This window comes from Streptomyces sp. NPDC054783 (assembly GCF_053611725.1).
On record NZ_JBSHAY010000013.1, the window covers coordinates 19695 to 36657 of the forward strand.

The 16963-nt window shown below is 72.2% G+C and carries 13 protein-coding genes and 2 pseudogenes; 12 read left to right on the forward strand and 3 right to left on the reverse strand.

All coding sequences use genetic code 11. From position 1 onward, the window contains the following. From ACWGJ5_RS22860 to ACWGJ5_RS22875, 4 genes are all read left to right on the forward strand, one after another. Window positions 1-1344, forward strand: coding sequence for an NYN domain-containing protein (locus ACWGJ5_RS22860; RefSeq protein ID WP_453311531.1), 1344 nt, complete (start codon window positions 1-3; stop codon window positions 1342-1344). Window positions 1345-1564: 220 nt separating this feature from the next. After that, window positions 1565-2599 (forward strand): NlpC/P60 family protein, encoded by a 1035-nt coding sequence (locus tag ACWGJ5_RS22865; protein ID WP_453311532.1) that lies wholly within the window; start codon window positions 1565-1567, stop codon window positions 2597-2599. A gap of 247 nt (window positions 2600-2846) precedes the next feature. Next, window positions 2847-3893, forward strand: a complete 1047-nt coding sequence (locus ACWGJ5_RS22870; protein ID WP_453311533.1) for an NlpC/P60 family protein — start codon at window positions 2847-2849, stop codon at window positions 3891-3893. A 28-nt stretch (window positions 3894-3921) separates the two neighbouring features. Next, window positions 3922-5115 (forward strand): hypothetical protein, encoded by a 1194-nt coding sequence (locus ACWGJ5_RS22875; RefSeq protein WP_453311534.1) that lies wholly within the window; start codon window positions 3922-3924, stop codon window positions 5113-5115. Between the two features lie 24 nt (window positions 5116-5139). Here ACWGJ5_RS22875 and ACWGJ5_RS22880 read toward each other — a convergent pair. Beyond that, a pseudogene (locus ACWGJ5_RS22880) lies at window positions 5140-5481 on the reverse strand (PadR family transcriptional regulator); the annotation flags it as partial. Window positions 5482-5483: 2 nt separating this feature from the next. Here ACWGJ5_RS22880 and ACWGJ5_RS22885 point away from each other — a divergent pair. Beyond that, window positions 5484-5972: pseudogene (locus ACWGJ5_RS22885) on the forward strand (MATE family efflux transporter); the annotation flags it as partial. Window positions 5973-6263: 291 nt separating this feature from the next. Here ACWGJ5_RS22885 and ACWGJ5_RS22890 read toward each other — a convergent pair. Continuing rightward, window positions 6264-7499, reverse strand: coding sequence for a glycosyltransferase 87 family protein (locus ACWGJ5_RS22890; protein WP_453311535.1), 1236 nt, complete (start codon window positions 7497-7499; stop codon window positions 6264-6266). A 117-nt stretch (window positions 7500-7616) separates the two neighbouring features. On the opposite strand from ACWGJ5_RS22890, the gene ACWGJ5_RS22895 reads away from it, so the two are divergent. Then, complete coding sequence (locus tag ACWGJ5_RS22895; protein WP_453311536.1) at window positions 7617-8759, forward strand: glycosyltransferase family 4 protein; 1143 nt, start codon at window positions 7617-7619, stop codon at window positions 8757-8759. Between the two features lie 177 nt (window positions 8760-8936). Then, window positions 8937-10559, forward strand: coding sequence for a GMC oxidoreductase (locus ACWGJ5_RS22900; protein WP_453311537.1), 1623 nt, complete (start codon window positions 8937-8939; stop codon window positions 10557-10559). A 19-nt stretch (window positions 10560-10578) separates the two neighbouring features. Here the strand turns inward: ACWGJ5_RS22900 and ACWGJ5_RS22905 are convergent, their stop codons facing one another. Further along, window positions 10579-12375 (reverse strand): AMP-dependent synthetase/ligase, encoded by a 1797-nt coding sequence (locus ACWGJ5_RS22905; RefSeq protein ID WP_453311538.1) that lies wholly within the window; start codon window positions 12373-12375, stop codon window positions 10579-10581. Between the two features lie 296 nt (window positions 12376-12671). Between ACWGJ5_RS22905 and ACWGJ5_RS22910 the strand changes: the two genes are divergently transcribed. The 5 genes from ACWGJ5_RS22910 (at window position 12672) to ACWGJ5_RS22930 (ending at window position 16933) form a co-directional block, all read left to right on the forward strand. Beyond that, window positions 12672-13469 carry a metallophosphoesterase family protein gene (locus tag ACWGJ5_RS22910; RefSeq protein ID WP_453311539.1) on the forward strand — a complete coding sequence of 266 codons (798 nt, stop codon included), beginning with the start codon at window positions 12672-12674 and terminating at the stop codon, window positions 13467-13469. A gap of 133 nt (window positions 13470-13602) precedes the next feature. Further along, window positions 13603-14043 carry an SRPBCC family protein gene (locus ACWGJ5_RS22915; RefSeq protein WP_228622765.1) on the forward strand — a complete coding sequence of 147 codons (441 nt, stop codon included), beginning with the start codon at window positions 13603-13605 and terminating at the stop codon, window positions 14041-14043. Window positions 14044-14175: 132 nt separating this feature from the next. Then, entirely contained in the window at window positions 14176-15351 is a 1176-nt protein-coding gene (locus ACWGJ5_RS22920; protein ID WP_453311540.1) for an ArsA family ATPase, read from the forward strand. A gap of 60 nt (window positions 15352-15411) precedes the next feature. After that, complete coding sequence (locus tag ACWGJ5_RS22925; RefSeq protein WP_453311541.1) at window positions 15412-15912, forward strand: DUF5304 domain-containing protein; 501 nt, start codon at window positions 15412-15414, stop codon at window positions 15910-15912. Between the two features lie 67 nt (window positions 15913-15979). Beyond that, window positions 15980-16933 (forward strand): ROK family glucokinase, encoded by a 954-nt coding sequence (locus tag ACWGJ5_RS22930; protein WP_453311542.1) that lies wholly within the window; start codon window positions 15980-15982, stop codon window positions 16931-16933. The last annotated feature ends 30 nt before the right edge of the window (window positions 16934-16963 follow it).

Consider the following 16963-nt stretch of genomic DNA (forward strand, 5'->3'; position numbering starts at 1 on the left):
ATGGCGGAGACCGCAGGCGGGGGGCCGGGCGACGGCACCGCTGAGGTGCTTGACCGTCCGCTGCCCGACGGAGTGCGCCGCCGGGTCGTCCAGATCGTCTCGGACGGCTTCGGCAGCCTGACCGTGGCGGAACTGCCCGCCCAGCTCAGGCAGTACGCCCGGTTCGCCCCCAACCGCCGGGCGAAGTTCGCCGGGAACGCGATGGCGGCGGCACTGGAGACCGACGCGCTGTTCCGGCAGCGGATCGGGGAGAAGTTCAGAGAGGCGGAGCCGGAACTCGCCGGCGCCCTCGACTCCGGCTCGCCGCTCCCGGCCGCGGACCCGCTCGACGTGGCGGCCGCGGCCTATGTACTGCGCCCGGCGGGCTGGGTGAAGCTGGTCACGGCGGCCGGCGAGGAGGTCCAGCGCGCGGACGCCGAGCGCGCCGACGAGGAGAGCCGGGCCGAGCTGGAGCGGCTGCGCGCCGAGCTGGCCCAGGCCCGCGAGCACACCCGCGCCGAGACCGAACGGCTGCGTACGGAGCTGGAGTCGGCGAAGAAGGAAGCGGAATCCCTGCACCGCAAGCTCCGGGCCGCGCTCAGCGACGTCAAGCGGGGCGAGGCCGCCCTGCGCAAGGCCCAGGCCGAGATGGACGCCGTACGCGCAGAGGCGCACCGGCAGGTGTCGGCCGCCGAGAGCGAGTCCCGCCGGCTCAAGGCCCGCCTCGGCGAGGCCGAGGCCGCGCTGGAGGCCACCCGCCGCGCCGCCCGCGAGGGCCGCAGCGTGGAGGACATGCGGGTGCGGCTGCTGCTCGACACCCTGCTGGAGGCGACCCAGGGCCTCAGGCGCGAACTCGCCCTGCCACCCGTGTCCGTACGGCCCGCCGAGACCGTGGACGCGGTCGAACCGGGACGAATGACACCGAAGGACATCGCGGCGCGCGCCCTGTCGGAGCACGATCCGGCCATCCTCGACCAGTTGCTGGCGCTGCCGCAGGTCCATCTGGTGGTCGACGGCTACAACGTCACCAAGACCGGCTATCCGCAGATGCCGCTGGAGAAGCAGCGGCTCAGGCTCCTCGGTCAGCTCTCGGCGCTGGCCGCGCAGACCGGCGCCGAGGTGACCTGTGTCTTCGACGGCGCCGAACTGGCCGCCCCGGTGCTGCTCGCGCCGCCGCGCGGGGTCAGGGTGCTGTTCTCGAAGCCGGGCGTCACGGCCGACGAGCTGATCCGGCAGCTCGTGCGCGCGGAGCCCCCGGGCCGTCCGGTCATCGTCGCCTCCACCGACCGCGAGGTGGCCGACGGGGTCGCCAGGGCGGGTGCCCGTCCCGTCGCCTCTGCGGTGCTTCTCAAGCGACTGTCCTGAAGGCCCAACGGGCATATGCAATGCCCGAATTGGCCGGATCGTCACGCAACGTAGTGTCGATCGCACATCACCGCATGTGAGTTCTGTGCAAAGAATGCATTGCGTGATGGGATTTTCTGGTGAGAGGATTTGAACTGATCACAACTGGGTCACTAGGGTCTGGGCTCGAACCTCCGAACGGGTGATCACTCACTCACTCACAAGAAGGAGTTCGTCCTCCGTGGCGTCCCACCGTCGACCCAAGCAGCAGAGTCGCGCCCGCGTGACCGTGCTGACCACCGCAGCAGCGGCCGCCGTCGTCCTGAGCGCGAACGCCGCCAACGCCGCGCCGAGCCAGAAGCTCACCAAGGACCAGGTCAAGGCCAAGGTCGACAAGCTCTACGAGGAGGCCGAGCAGGCCACCGAGAAGTTCAACGGGGCGAAGGAGAAGCAGCAGAAGCTGCAGAAGGAAATATCCACGATCCAGGACAACGTCGCCCGGGGCCAGCAGGACCTCAACAAGCTGCGCGACGGCCTCGGTTCGCTGGCCACCTCGCAGTACCGCTCCGGTGGCATCGACCCCTCGGTCCAGCTCTTCCTGTCCTCCAACCCGGACGACTTCCTCGACAAGGCCTCCACGCTCGACCAGCTGAGCGCCCAGCAGGTCGACGCGCTGAAGAAGATTCAGGACAAACAGCGCGAACTCGCCCAGGAGCGCGCCGAGGCCGCCCAGAAGCTCAAGGACCTCTCCTCCACGCGCACCCAGCTGGAGCAGAAGAAGGAGGAGGTCCAGGGCAAGCTCGCCGCGGCGCAGAAGCTCCTCAACACCCTGACGGCCAAGGAGAAGCAGGAGCTGGCCGACCAGCAGGCGCGCGCCGACCGCTCCTCCAGTCAGCGGGTGAACCTCGGCGACGCCCCGCCGGCCTCCGGCCGTGCCGCGGCGGCCTTCTCCGCCGCCCAGGCCCAGCTCGGCAAGCCGTACGTCTACGGCGCCACCGGCCCCTCCTCCTTCGACTGCTCGGGCCTGACCTCCTACGCCTACGCCCAGGCCGGCGTCTCCATACCGCGCACCTCCGAGGCGCAGGCCACCATCGGCACCCGCATCTACGACCAGAGCCAGCTCAAGGTCGGCGACCTGGTGTTCTTCTACAGCGACATCCACCACGTCGGCCTGTACGCGGGCAACGGCCAGGTGCTGCACGCCCCGCACACCGGCGCGGTGGTCCGCTACGAGACGATGTCCGACATGCCGTTCCAGTTCGGCGTCCGGGTCTGATACCCGCGCGAGCCCCGGGAAACGCCCGCACGGGGGCGCCCGAACGGGCGAATCCCGTGGACCGGAACTGACTCCACGCCCCGCCAATGACCTGGGTCAGCGGCGGGGCGTCACCGTATGTTGCCGCCACGGCCGTTGGTCCGGCCCCTTCCGCACGGCTACTGTCTGCCGCGTTTCCCCGGCGCCGGGGTCTCCCCGTCCCCAGGCGCCGGGGAAGCAGTCTCTGTCCGCCAGCAGAAGGACTGCCGTGGGGTCTCACCGTCGCTACGCCTCTTCCGGATTCGACCGGGGCGCCGTCGCCCTGTGCGTGCTGTCGGCCGCGACCGCCGCGCTCGGCGCCGTACCGGCGCAGGCCGCACCGCACGCCGACGGCCGGACCGAGGTGGACCGGCTCTACCAGGAGGCCGAGCAGGCGACCCAGGCCTACGACAGGGCGAGGGAGCGGGAGAGCACGCTGCGCCGCGAGGTGCGCGAGGCCCAGGACCTCATCGCCCGACGGCAGCAGCGCATCAACACCCTGCGTGAGCGGCTGGGTTCGCTGGCCGGTGCCCAGTACCGCGCGGGCGCCCTCGATCCGGCCGTCGCGCTGCTCTTCTCCGAAGACCCCGACGACTATCTCGACAAGGCGTCCACCCTCGACCGCATCACCTCCCAACAGGCCGGACAGCTGCGGGAGTTGCAGTCGGCGATGCGGGATCTCGCCCAGGAGCGCACGGAGGCGGCCGGGAAGCTCGCCGAGCTGGAAAGCAGCCGCGAGGCCGTGTCCGCGCAGAAGCACACCGTGGTGCAGAAACTCGCCAGGGCCCGGCAGCTGCTCAACGAGCTCCCGCCCGCCGCACGCGTCGCCTTCGGCCGGGCCTCGCGCGACGACGGCTCCGGCCGCCTCGCCCTGCCCGACCTGTCCGGTCTGACCGGCGTCCTCGCCCCCGGGACCGCCGACGCCCCCGACGCCCGCGCCGCCGCCGCGGTGGCCGCCGCCCGTTCCGCCCTCGGCCGGCCGTATGTGTGGGGCGCCAGCGGCCCCTCCGGCTTCGACTGTTCGGGCCTGATGCAGTGGTCGTACGCGCACGCCGGGGTCCAGCTGCCGCGCACCTCGCAGGAGCAGCGCTTCGCCGGCCGGCAGGTCCCGCTCTCCCAGGCCCGCCCCGGCGACCTGGTCGTCTACCGCTCCGACGCCAGCCATGTGGGCATGTACGTCGGCAACGGCCAGGTCATCCACGCGCCCTATCCCGGAGCGGCGGTGCGCTACGACCCGGTCGGGATGATGCCGGTCACCTCCGTCACCCGGCCCTGAACGCGCCGCTCGCCGTTACGATCGGGAAGTGGCTGGTAGCAGGCGGGCGTGGAGTATCGGGGCCGTGGGGCTCGGGCTGCTGCTGCCCCTGGCCGGCTGCGGCGGCACGCCGGGGGACTCCGCCCGCGCCGAGGTGCAGCATCTGCTCGACCGGCGCTCGGCCGCGCTCCTCGGCCACGACGAGACGGCGTACGGGGCGACGGGCACCCGCACGGAGTACACCCGGCTGCGCGCCCTGCCGCTGGCCTCCTGGGCCTACCGGGTCACCGCCGTGCACCCCACCTCCGCCGGCGCCACCGCCGACGCCGACCTCAGCTACCGCGTCGCCGGGTACGACAGGGCCCCGGTCGACGCCCGCCGCACCCTGGCCCTCGGCCGCACCGCCGACGGCAAGTGGTACGTCACCGCCGACAGGCCCGCCGAGGACGCCGGGCAGCAGCTGTGGGACCAGGGCCCGGTGACCGCCGTCAAGGGCGCGCACAGCCTGGTGCTGGGCACCGGCCGGACCGCCGCCCAGCTGCGCGGATACGCCACGCTGGCCGACCGCGCCGTACCGGCCGTCTCCCGGGTCTGGGGCACCGACTGGGCCCGCCATGTCGTCGTCCTCGTCCCGCGGTCCCTTCAGGGGATGGGGGGACTGCTCGGCTCGCCCGCCGCGAACTACCGGGGCATCGCCGCCGTGACCACCGGCGAGGCGGGCGGTTCGGGCCGGGCGCCGGCGGACCGGGTGGTCGTCAACCCGGAGGCGTACGTCATCCTCGGTGACCTCGGCAAGCAGGTGGTGCTCACCCACGAGACCACCCATGTGGCCACCCGCGCGCACACCACCGCCGCGACCCCGCTGTGGCTCTCCGAGGGCTACGCGGACTGGATCGGCTACCTCGGCACCGGCCGCACCCCCACCGAGGCCGCGCCGGAACTCACCCGCGCCGTCCAGGACGGCCACCCGCCCGCCGAGCTCCCCACCGACGGGGACTTCGGCTTCACCAGCGACCCGGCCGAGCTCGCCCGGGCCTACGAGGGCGGGTGGCTGGCCTGCCGGATGATTGCCGACCGCTGGGGCGCGGCCCGGCTCGACGCCTTCTACCGCGCCGTCGGCTCCCACGAGAAGCGGGCGGGCGCGGTCGAGGACGCGCTGAAGAGGGTGCTGGGGACCACGCCGGGGGAGTTCACCGGGCAGTGGCGGGCGTATGTGAGGGCGCAGCTGACCCGGACCGAGTGACGGCCGGTTTGCCTGTCCGGCGCGTCAGCCGGACCCTTCCAGCGCCGCGATGGCCTCGCGCAGCCAGGCCCGCTCCGCCGTCCCGGTGGCCCGGGCGACCCGCAGCATCCCCGCGCGGAACAGGTCCCCGGCCTCCTCCGCGCGCACCGGCTCGCCCTGCCGGTGGAAGAAGCTCGCCGGGGTCTCGAGGAAGTCCAGCCGGCGGCGCAGCACCGCGGCCTGCTCGCCGGGGTCGTCCAGATGACGCAGGAAGGCCAGGAGCGTGTTGAAGCGGACCTGGTCGGTGATCTCCGCCGGCTTGGGGTCGCGCAGCCGCGCGAGCAGCTCCTCCCGGCCCCTGTCCGTCAGGGACAGCACCCGGCGCGGGGGCCTTCTACGCGGTACGGCAGGCCGCCGCGATCCACACCGCGCACACCCGGGGCGCGGGCGCGGACGCGCGGCGGGACATCGGCCGGCAGGCGGTGCTGGTCTCCGGCGCCCTGGGCCTGACCGCCGCCGCCGTGTTCGCCGCGACGGCCCCCTGGATCATGGCCGCCTTCGGCGCCGGACCCGAAGTCGCCCGCCAGGGCGCGCTGTTCCTGCGCTGCATCGGCCCGTACCTGCTGCTGATGGCCTGCTTCATCGCGTTCGGCGGGGTCTTCGAGGGCAGCGGCGGAGCACCCGCCCTGCTCCGGATCGCGCTGCTCGGCACGGCCGTCCAGCTACCCCTGGCCTACGCCCTCGGCGGCCTCGGCCTGCCCGGCGTCTGCCTGGCCCTGGCGCTCGCGATGTCCGTGCAGTGCGCGGCAGTGACGGCGCTGCGCCGAAGTACCGGCCACCGCGAGCAGGCCGGTCGGCCCCTGGCCCGCACGAAGTGAGCCGGGAGGGGCGGCAGCGGTGCCGGCGGCACGGTCGAGGGCCGACGAGGCCATCGGGGTGGTGTTCCTGGCGGTGACGGGTGAGCCGGGAGCAGGGTCGGGGCGCGCGGCCCGGTCGGTGGGGCGGCGGTCCACGGCGCGGCGGCCGAGTTCTCCCGGCGGCCGGGGCTGCTGTGGCCTGCCGGGTGTTGTGTCGGGACCGGCGAGGTCTTCGTGGGCGCCGGGACGCGGTCGCGTGGCCTCTCGGGTGTCATGAGTCGGCCGGCCTGTCCTCGGTGTGGGGCGGCCGGGTCAGGGGGACACCTTGGTCTGTCGTGGCCGGGACGGCTGGGGCGGCAGCGGTGCGGCGGGAGCCGGTGGCGCGGTCGAGCGCCACAGCCGGCGGGCCGCCGTGAGCGAGGCCGCGACCAGCAGGCCGTTGCGCACCGCCAGCAGCAGAACGCCGTACCGGTCGCTGACCACGATGTGCGAGAAGCCGAGCGGGAACTCCAGGACCGTCACGAAGGACGCGGCCACCACCATCAGCGCGGGCGCCCCCATCCGGCTCGCGCGGTACGACACGCAGACCGCGGCCAGACCGATCAGCCACACCAGGTACTGCGGGCTGATCACCCGGCTGGTCACCGTGAACAGCAGGACCGCGGTGAAGGCCGCCTCCGCGAGCGTGTGCGGCGCCCTGCGGGCCGCGCGCAGCCGCCACAGGAGCAGCCAGCCGAACGCGGCCGCGGTCAGCGCCAGCGCCGCCGCGCTGACCTGGTCCACGTGCGGGCCGAGGAACTCGAGCGACCCGTAGTTCAGCAGCACCTGGCCCTGCCAGCCGAAGTGCCGGGCCACATGGAAGACCAGGGCGCCCAGCGACTCCACCTCGGTGCCCCGCTCCCGCTGGAAGGTCAGGAAGGCGAAGGCCCCCGGCATGGCCACCGAGAACAGCGCCGAGAGCCCCGCCGCGGTCACCGCCGCCGACCACCACGCCCGTGCCCGCAGGGCACCGACCAGCAGCAGCGCCGGCCACACCTTCAGCAGCGCCCCGAACGCGGTGAGCGCGCCCATCACCCGCGGATGCCGGGCCCCGGCGACCAGCGCCGCCACGGTCACCGCGGTCACCATCACGTCGTAGCGGGCGTACACCGTCGGCCCGAGCAGCGGCACGCCCGCGACCCACACCCAGGCGCCGCGCAGGGACCGGCCGGGGCGCCGGCTCGGATACAGCAGCAGCGCGAGGACCACCACGTCGGCGAGGAACGCCAGCACGAAGAAGGCGTGCGCGTACGACAGGAAGGGCAGGGCGGCGGGGGCGAGCACCGGGAGGGCGGCGGCCGGCGGGTACTGCCAGGTCACGTCGTCCAGCGGAAACGTTCCCTGGCGCAGCACCTCGTACCAGCCCCGGTAGATCACCGACACGTCCGAGGTGACGTCCGGGCCCGGGAAGACGTACACCTGGAAGACGAACAGCAGCAGCATCACACGGGTGACGCCCCAGGTCGCGAGCAGACATGCCAGGGACCGCCCGGCACCTTTGGTCTCCACGTGATCCCCTGCCGTTCGATTTCGGGTCGTGGACCATGATGTCGTGCCCGTCCGTGTGCATGCCACAGACTCGGCCGCACGCGGCTCCGGACGGAGGATTGGGTAGGGTCGGCCGCGATGCACAAGACCCTGATCGTGACCAACGACTTCCCGCCCAGGCCGGGCGGCATCCAGGCCTTCCTGCACAACATGGCCCTCCGCCTGGACCCCGGCCGGCTGGTCGTCCACGCCTCCACCTGGAAGCGAAGCCGGGAGGGCATCGAGGCCACGGCCGCCTTCGACGCCGAGCAGCCCTTCACCGTCGTACGCGCCCGTACGACCATGCTGCTGCCGACCCCGCAGGCGACCCGGCGGGCGGTCGGGCTGCTGCGTGAGCACGGCTGCACCTCGGTGTGGTTCGGGGCGGCGGCGCCGCTCGGCCTCATGGCCCCGGCGCTCCGCAAGGCGGGTGCCGAGCGGCTGGTGGCCACCGCCCACGGCCACGAGGCCGGCTGGGCCCAGTTGCCTGCCGCCCGCCAACTGCTGCGCCGGATCGGGGAGTCGACGGACACGATCACCTATCTGGGCGAGTACACGCGGTCCAGGATCGCCACCGCGCTGACGCCGGAGGCGGCGCGCCGCATGGTCCAGCTGCCGCCCGGCGTCGACGAGAAGACCTTCCATCCCGGCTCCGGTGGCGACGAGATCCGCGCCCGCCTCGGCCTGACCGACCGCCCGGTCGTGGTCTGTGTCTCCCGGCTGGTCCCGCGCAAGGGCCAGGACACCCTCATCCGGGCCATGCCCCGCATCCTCGCCGCCGAGCCGGACACCGTGCTGCTGATCGTCGGCGGCGGGCCGTACGAGCGGGATCTGCGGCGGATGGCCGCCGAGACCGGCGTCGGCGACTGCGTCCGCTTCACCGGCCCCGTGCCCTGGTCCGAACTCCCCGCCCACTACGGCGCCGGCGACGTCTTCGCCATGCCCTGCCGAACGCGGCGAGGCGGCCTGGACGTGGAGGGCCTGGGCATCGTCTACCTGGAGGCCTCGGCGACGGGCCTGCCGGTGGTGGCGGGCGACTCCGGCGGCGCACCGGACGCCGTACTCGACGGCGAGACCGGCTGGGTCGTCAGGGGAGGCTCCCCCGAGGAGGCGGCCGAACGCATCGTGCCTCTGCTGCAGGACCCCGAGCTGCGTCGCAGGATGGGGGAGCGAGGCAGACAGTGGGTCGAGGAGAAGTGGCGCTGGGACCTGCTCGCCGAGAAACTCAAGGACTTGCTGTAGGACAGACGGGCCCGAAGGGGCGCGGGGCTGTACCGATATGCGGCTCCGCCGCGTGGGCGCGGTCAACCACGAACGACCCGCAGCCGCCGTCAAGGCCAACTCCGTTCCCCAGATGGCGTCTTCACCCTTGGCGGAACCCCATAATCCGCCCATGCTGCGCCCATGACACCAAACCTGATGAGACGTCAGCTGACAAGGCGTCACATACTCGGTATGGCCGCACTCCAGACCGCGGCCGCCCTGGGCTTCACCCGCATAGGACTCCAGTCGGCCCGAGCGGCGCAGCCCGACGCAGTCGAGTCCGCCCCGGCGATAGTCATCGGCTCCGGCTACGGCGGTGCGGTAGCCGCCCTCCGCCTCGGCCAGGCCGGCATCCGTACCCTCGTCCTGGAAATGGGCCGCCTGTGGAACACCGCGGGCAGCGACGGCAAGATCTTCTGCTCCACCGCCGCCCCCGACCAGCGCTCCATGTGGTTCCGGACCCGCACCGAGGCCCCGCTCGCCACCTTCCTCTGGCTGGACGTGGTCAACAAGGACATCGGCGCCTATCCCGGAGTGCTCGACCGCGTGCACTACGACGCCATGTCCGTCTACGTCGGCCGGGGCGTCGGCGGCGGCTCCCTCGTCAACGGCGGGATGGCGGTCACGCCCCTGAAGTCGTACTTCGCCGAGCAGTTCCCGACCGTGGACGCCGACGAGATGTACGGCACCTACTACCCCCGCGCCCGCACCATGCTCGGCGTCAACACGATCGACCCGGCCTGGTTCGAGTCCACCGACTGGTACCGGTTCGCCCGCACCTCCCGGAAGGCCGCCAGCAACGCGGGCCTGAGGACCACCTTCGTGCCGAACGTCTACGACTTCGGCTACATGCAGCAGGAGGCCGCCGGCACGGCCACCAAGTCCGCGCTCGCCGGCGAGGTCATCTACGGCAACAACCACGGCAAGCGCAGCCTCGACAAGACCTATCTGGCCGCCGCCCTCGGCACCGGCAACGTCACCATCCACACCCTGGAGAAGGTGAGGTCCGTCAGCCGGGCGGCCGACGGGTCGTACGTCCTGACCGCCGACCGGATCGACGCCACCGGCGCGGTCGTCGAGACCAAGAGCTACGGCTGCACGTATCTCTTCCTCGGCGGCGGCAGCCTCGGCACCACCGAACTCCTCGTCCGCGCCCGGGACACCGGCACCCTGCCGGACCTGAACCCCGCCGTGGGCGCGGGCTGGGGCACCAACGGCAACACCATGCTCGGGCGCGCCAACCACGTCTGGGACACCGTCGGCGCCGACCAGGCCACCATGCCCGTCATGGGCATCGACGACTGGGCCAACGCCGACAACCCCGTCTTCGCCGAGATCGCCCCGCTGCCCATGGGGTTCGAGCACTGGGTCAGCCTCTACCTGGCGATCACCAAGAATCCCGAACGGGCCTCCTTCACCTACGACTCCGCCTCCGGCGCGGTGAAACTCGGCTGGACTGCCGCCCAGAGCGCGGTCTCCGTGAGCATGGCCAAGAAGCTGTTCGACCGCATCAACCTGGCCAACGCGACCATCTACCGCTACGACCTGTTCGGCTCCACCAGCAAGGTCTTCGCCGACGACTTCACCTACCACCCGCTGGGCGGCTGTGTGCTGGGCAAGGCGACGGACGACTACGGCAGGGTGAAGGGGTACGACCGGCTGTACGTCACCGACGGCTCGCTCGTGCCCGGCAACATCGGCGTGAACCCCTTCGTCACCATCACCGCGCTCGCCGAACGCACGATGGCGCGGGTCCTCGCCGAGGACACCGCGCCATGACACCCCGTCAGGAGGCGTGCTACTTCGCGTAGATCGCCTCGATCTCGGCCGCGTAGTCCTTCGCCACCACGTTCCGCTTGAGCTTCAGCGACGGGGTGAGGTGGCCCGACTCCTCCGAGAACTGGGAGGACAGAATGCGGAACTTCCGCACCGATTCCGCCTTCGACACCGCGGCGTTGCCGTCGTCGACCGCCGCCTGGATCGCCGCGATCAGATCCGGGTCGTCCTTCAGCGACGCCGCGGTGGCACCCGCCGGCTTGCCGTGCTCGGCCGCCCAACGGCCCAGGAACTCCTCGTCGATGGTGACCAGCGCGCCCACGAACGGCCGCCCGTCGCCCACCACCATGCACTCCGCGACCAGCGCGTGCGCCCGGATCCGGTCCTCGATCACCGCCGGGGCCACGTTCTTGCCGCCCGCCGTGACGATGATCTCCTTCTTGCGGCCGGTGATCCTGAGGTAGCCGTCCTCGTCCAGGGTGCCGATGTCACCGGTGTGGAACCAGCCGTCGGCCAGCGCCTCAGCCGTCGCACCCGGGTTGTTCCAGTACTCCTTGAACAGGTGCTCGCCGTGCAGCAGCACCTCGCCGTCGTCCGCTATCCGGATCACCGAGCCGGGCAGCGGCTGCCCGACCGTGCCGATCTTCTGCCGGTCCCAGGGGTTGAACGCGGTCGCCGCGCAGGACTCGGTCAGGCCGTAGCCCTCCAGCACGGTGAAGCCGATGCCCCGGAAGAAGTGGCCGAGCCGCTCGCCCAGCGGGGCGCCGCCGGAGATGGCGTACTCGCCCCGGCCGCCGAGGACCGCGCGCAGCTTGCTGTACACCAGCCTGTCGAAGACCTTGTGCTTGACCTTCAGGCCGAACGCCGGGCCGGAGGCGCTGTCCAGCGCCTTGCTGTAGGCGATCGCGGTGTCCGCCGCCTTGTCGAAGATCGCGCCCTTGCCGTCCGCCTGCGCCTTGGCGCGCGCCGAGTTGTAGACCTTCTCGAAGACGCGCGGGACACCGAGGACCAGCGTCGGCCGGAAGGCGGCCAGTTCGTCGGTGAGGTGCTTGATGTCCGGGACGCAGCCCAGCTTGATCGGCGCCATCATCGGCGCGATCTGCACCAGACGGCCGAAGACGTGCGCCAGCGGCAGGAAGAGCAGGACCGAGCACTCGCCGGTACGGAACAGCGGGCGCAGCCGCTCCACGATGTTGCCGCACTCGGCGAAGAAGCTGCGGTGGGTGAGCACACAGCCCTTGGGGCGGCCGGTCGTACCGCTCGTGTACACGATGGTGGCCGGGTCGTCGGCCTTGGCGAGCGAGCTGCGCTCCTCGACCGTCTCGTCCGACACGTCCTGCCCGAGCCGCCCGAGCTCCTCCACACCGCCGGCCTCGATCTGCCAGACGTGCTTGAGGGCGGGCAGCGACTCGCGCACCGACTCCACGGCCGCCGCGTGGTTCTCCAGCTCCACGATGCAGGCGGTGGCGCCCGAGTCGGACAGGATCCACTGCACCTGCTCCGGCGAGCTGGTCTCGTACACCGGCACGGTGACCGCGCCCGCGCTCCAGATCGCGAAGTCGAGCAGGGTCCACTCGTAACGGGTGCGGGACATCAGGCCCACCCGGTCGCCCGGCTGGACCCCGGAGGCGATGAGGCCCTTGGCGGCGGTGTGCACCTCGGCCAGGAACTCCCGGGCCGTCACGTCCTGCCAGGCACCGCCCACCTTGCGGGCGATGACGGCGACGTCGGGATGCTGCGCGGCGTTTCTGCGGACGATGTCGGTCAGGTTGCCGTCCGCAGGGACCTCGTACAAAGCCGGAAGGCTGAACTCGCGCAAGACTGCTGCTCCTCATAGGGCGCCGGCGCCACGACACTGTGTGATGCGACGGTGCGGTCCAAGGCTCGGGCAGGTGCTCGGGAATCCAGCTGTTGAAATCCAGAGCACGACTGGACTGCCCGGACGTTACCCGCCGGTATGGCTTTCCCGACAGGGGTTCCCGGTGAGATGTTCGCTGCGTCACACATGTTGGCGTTCCTTCGCGCACAGTAGTCCACGGCTGAACCGACCGGCGAGTAACCGCAGGCCGGACCGACACTGTTCACGCAGACCGCACACGCCTACCCTTGATCACCATGGCACCCACACCCTCCGGCAACCGAAGGACCCGCGTCCACGTCGTCAGCGACGTGCACGGCAACGCCCGGGACCTGGCCCGGGCCGGGGAGGGTGCCGACGCCCTGGTCTGCCTGGGCGACCTCGTGCTCTTCCTCGACTACGCCGACCACTCGCGCGGCATCTTCCCGGACCTGTTCGGCAGGGAGAACGCCGACCGGATCGTCGAGCTGCGCACCGCCCGGCGCTTCGAGGAGGCCCGGGATTTCGGCGCCCGGCTGTGGGCCGGCATCGGCACGGACCGGGCCGCGGCCATCGAGAAGGCGGTGCGCAAGCAGTACGCCGAGCTGTTCGCCGCGTTCCCGACCCCGACGTACGCCACCTACGGCAATGTCGACATGCCGCCGCTGTGGAAGGAGTACGCCCATCCCGGCACCACCGTGCTCGACGGCCAGCGGGTGGAGATCGGCGGCTGGACCTTCGGGTTCGTCGGTGGCGGCTTGCGCACCCCCATGCGGACGCCGTACGAGATCAGTGACGAGGAGTACGAGGCGAAGATCGAGGCGGTCGGCGAGGTCGACGTGCTGTGCACGCACATCCCGCCGGAGGTCCCCGAGCTGGTCTACGACACCGTGGCGCGCCGCTTCGAGCGGGGGAGCCGCGCCCTGCTGGCCGCGATCCGCCGCACCAGGCCCCGCTATTCGCTCTTCGGTCACGTCCACCAGCCGCTCGCACGCCGTATGCGGATCGGCGCGACCGAGTGCGTGAACGTGGGCCACTTCGCCGGGACGGGCCGCCCCTGGGCACTCGAATGGTGATGCGTCGGTGACCGGCCGGCGCTGTGTGGGACATGGGGTGAAGGCGGCTGGTCGGCGGCGCGGTAGCCTTCACGCTGCACACACGTGCGCACGACGACCTCTGTACCGGCCCGCATCTGGAGGAGCCACGGCGATGGCGGAACACACCAGCTCGAGCATCACGATCGAGGCGGCACCGGCCGACGTCATGGGGGTGATCGCCGACTTCGCCCGCTACCCGGACTGGACGGGCGAGGTGAAGGAGGCGGAGGTTCTCAAGACCGACGACCAGGGCCGCGCCGAGCAGGTCCGGCTCGTCATGGACGCCGGCGCCATCAAGGACGACCAGACCCTCGCCTACACCTGGACCGGCGACAACGAGGTCTCCTGGACCCTGGTCAAGTCCCAGATGCTCCGCTCCCTCGACGGCTCCTACATCCTCAAGCCCACGGGTCCCGCCACGACGGAGGTCACCTACCTTCTCACGGTGGACGTCAAGATCCCCATGCTCGGCATGATCAAGCGCAAGGCGGAGAAGGTCATCATCGACCGCGCTCTGGCGGGCCTGAAGAAGAGGGTCGAGTCCGACCAGTAACCCCCAGCCCCGCCCACCACATCCCGCCCAGCCACGCTTGGCCGCGTGCGGCACGGGGGTGTCGTCCACCGGCGTCGCTCCGGGGCACCGGTCAACGCCCCGCGCCCCCGGCCTCCGTTACCGTTCAGCCTCATGCGCACCATCCTGATCACGGGCCCGGGCGGCAGCGGTCGTACCACCGTCGCTGCCGCCACCGCACAGCGCGCCGCAGGCGAAGGCGTCCGCACGCTTGTGCTGAGTGCCGACCGCACCGACACCCTCGGCGCCGCGCTGGGCTCCGCGACGGGACCGGTGCCGGAGGCAGCCGCGGCGAACCTCACCACCTGGCGGCCCGATGCCGTCGACCGCTTCCGGCAGGACCTCACCCGCTTCCAGAGCCGCGCGGCCACCGTCCTCGACCTGCTCGGCGCCGCCCGGCTGGACGCCGAGGAGGTCACCCCGCTGCCCGGCGCCGAGGAGCTGTCCTTCCTGCGGGCCCTCCGGGACGCGGCGCTGTCCGAGCGCTACGACCTGCTCGTCGTGGACCTTCCGCCCCTCCAGCAGGCCCTCGCCCTGCTCGGCCTCCCGGGGGAGCTGCGCCGCTATCTGCGCCGCCTCCTCCCGCCCGAGCGGCAGGCGGCCCGCGCCCTGCGCCCGGTCCTCGGCCGGCTGGCCGGCGTGCCGATGCCGTCCGACTGGCTGTACGAGACGGCCGCCCGCTGGGACGTCGAACTCGCCGCCGTCGAGGCCGTGCTCAGTGACCGGAACACCGCCGTACGCCTGGTCGCCGAACCCGGCCCGGCCGCCGCCGACGCCGTACGGAACGCCGGCCTCGGCCTCGCCCTGCGCGGCCTGCGCACCGAGGTACTGATCGCCAACCGCACCCTGCCCGAGACCGATCCCGACAGCCTGCTCGTCGGGCTCCTCGCCCAGCAGCGCAAGGCACTCGCCGACTGGCAGGAGCAGCCGTACGACGTTCACCCCGTCCCGCACCTCGGCCACGACCCGCGCGGCGCCGACGACCTCGCCGCCCTGGCCGTACCCCCCGTCAACCCGGCACCCGCCCCGGTCGAGTGGCCCGTCACCGACCGCAGGAGCGACGACGGCGTACTGGTCTGGCACATCCCGCTGCCCGGCGCGATACGGGACGAGCTGGACCTGATCCGGCGCGGCGACGAGCTCGTGATCACCGTGGGCCCGTTCCGGCGGATCGTCCCGCTGCCCTCCGCCCTGCGCCGCTGCACCGTCGCCGGGGCCGGCCTGCGCGAGGGCGAGCTGCGCGTCCGTTTCGCCCCGGACCCCGACCTGTGGCCCGCCACCGGACGGTGATGATCCGGGTACGCCCGTTCGGGTAACGTCGTAAAGGCGAACCGTAGTCAGGAGTCCGCCATGAGCGAAGAGCGTCCCGCATCCGACTCGCATGAGGGATATGAGGAACAGCGGCGGGCGACCGACGCCGACGCCTGGTCCACGGCCTGCGCCGAGGACCTCGCCGCCGAGAAGGCCCGCCGCCGCGCCGAGTACGGCCCGCAGCCGGGCTCGGCCGCGGAGGAGCTGAAGAAGCTCGTGGACACGGTGGCCGAAAAGCTCTCCGGCCTCCCGTCACCGCTCCTCGGCAGCCTCGCCGGACCCGCCGCCCAGCAGGCGGTGCGCCAGGTCGTCCAGCAGGCCAAGGCCGCCGTCGAGCCCGTCATGGACCGCAACCCCGACGTCTTCGACCACCTGGCCGCGGCCGGCAGCGAACTGCTCGCCGCCTACCGCTCCGCCGTCCAGGCCCAGGAGCGTCGCTGGACCGCCCGTACCGCCGACGACCTGACCCACGAGGCCCAGGACGACCGGCGGGACAAGGGCGAGGGCACCGGCCCGGGGGAGCGTATCGACCTGGACTGAAGCGCTTTCCCGGCAGGGCCTCGGGTACGGTTGGCCGTAGCGGGGCTCGACCGAAACTGAGGGATTCATGGGACTCACCATCGGCGTCGACATCGGCGGCACCAAGATCGCGGCCGGCGTGGTCGACGAGGAAGGCAACATCCTCTCGACCTTCAAGGTGCCGACCCCCACCACGCCCGAGGCCATCGTGGACGCCATCGCCTCGGCGGTGGAGGGTGCGCGCGCCGGGCACGAGATCGTCGGCGTGGGCATCGGTGCGGCCGGTTACGTCAACCGGCAGCGCTCGACGGTGTACTTCGCGCCGAACATCGACTGGCGCCAGGAGCCGCTCAAGGAGAAGGTCGAGGCCCGCGTGGGCCTCCCGGTCGTGGTCGAGAACGACGCCAACGCCGCCGCCTGGGGCGAGTACAAGTTCGGCGCCGGCAAGGGCCACCGCAACGTCATCTGCATCACGCTCGGCACCGGCCTCGGCGGCGGCATCATCATCGGCAACAAGCTGCGCCGCGGCCACTTCGGCGTGGCCGCGGAGTTCGGCCACATCCGGATGGTCCCGGACGGCCTGCTGTGCGGCTGCGGCAGCCAGGGCTGCTGGGAGCAGTACGCGTCGGGGCGGGCCCTGGTGAGATACGCCAAGCAGCGCGCCAACGCCACCCCCGAGAACGCGGAGCTGCTGCTCTCGCTCGGCGACGGCACCCCTGACGGCATCGAGGGCAAGCACATCTCCATGGCCGCCCGCCAGGGCGACCTGGTGGCCGTCGACTCCTACCGCGAGCTGGCCCGCTGGGCCGGTGCGGGCCTCGCCGACCTGGCCTCCCTCTTCGACCCGTCCGCGTTCATCGTCGGCGGCGGCCTCTCCGACGAGGGCGAACTGGTGCTCGACCCGATCCGCAAGTCCTACAAGCGCTGGCTGGTCGGCGGCAACTGGCGCCCGGTGGCCGACGTGATCGCCGCCCAGCTCGGCAACAAGGCGGGCCTCGTCGGCGCGGCCGACCTGGCCCGCGAGCCCGACCCGATCATGTAGTGGGGTCGTACGACAGTGCCCGCCGCGTCC

Bases quoted from the DNA above. Each gene is read 5' to 3' on its own strand.
- ACWGJ5_RS22860 (WP_453311531.1), top strand. From the start codon at position 1: ATGGCGGAGACCGCAGGCGGGGGGCCGGGCGACGGCACCGCTGAGGTG.
- ACWGJ5_RS22895 (WP_453311536.1), top strand. From the start codon at position 7,617: ATGCACAAGACCCTGATCGTGACCAACGACTTCCCGCCCAGGCCGGGC.
- ACWGJ5_RS22900 (WP_453311537.1), top strand. From the start codon at position 8,937: ATGAGACGTCAGCTGACAAGGCGTCACATACTCGGTATGGCCGCACTC.
- ACWGJ5_RS22910 (WP_453311539.1), top strand. From the start codon at position 12,672: ATGGCACCCACACCCTCCGGCAACCGAAGGACCCGCGTCCACGTCGTC.
- ACWGJ5_RS22915 (WP_228622765.1), top strand. From the start codon at position 13,603: ATGGCGGAACACACCAGCTCGAGCATCACGATCGAGGCGGCACCGGCC.
- ACWGJ5_RS22920 (WP_453311540.1), top strand. From the start codon at position 14,176: ATGCGCACCATCCTGATCACGGGCCCGGGCGGCAGCGGTCGTACCACC.
- ACWGJ5_RS22925 (WP_453311541.1), top strand. From the start codon at position 15,412: ATGAGCGAAGAGCGTCCCGCATCCGACTCGCATGAGGGATATGAGGAA.
- ACWGJ5_RS22930 (WP_453311542.1), top strand. From the start codon at position 15,980: ATGGGACTCACCATCGGCGTCGACATCGGCGGCACCAAGATCGCGGCC.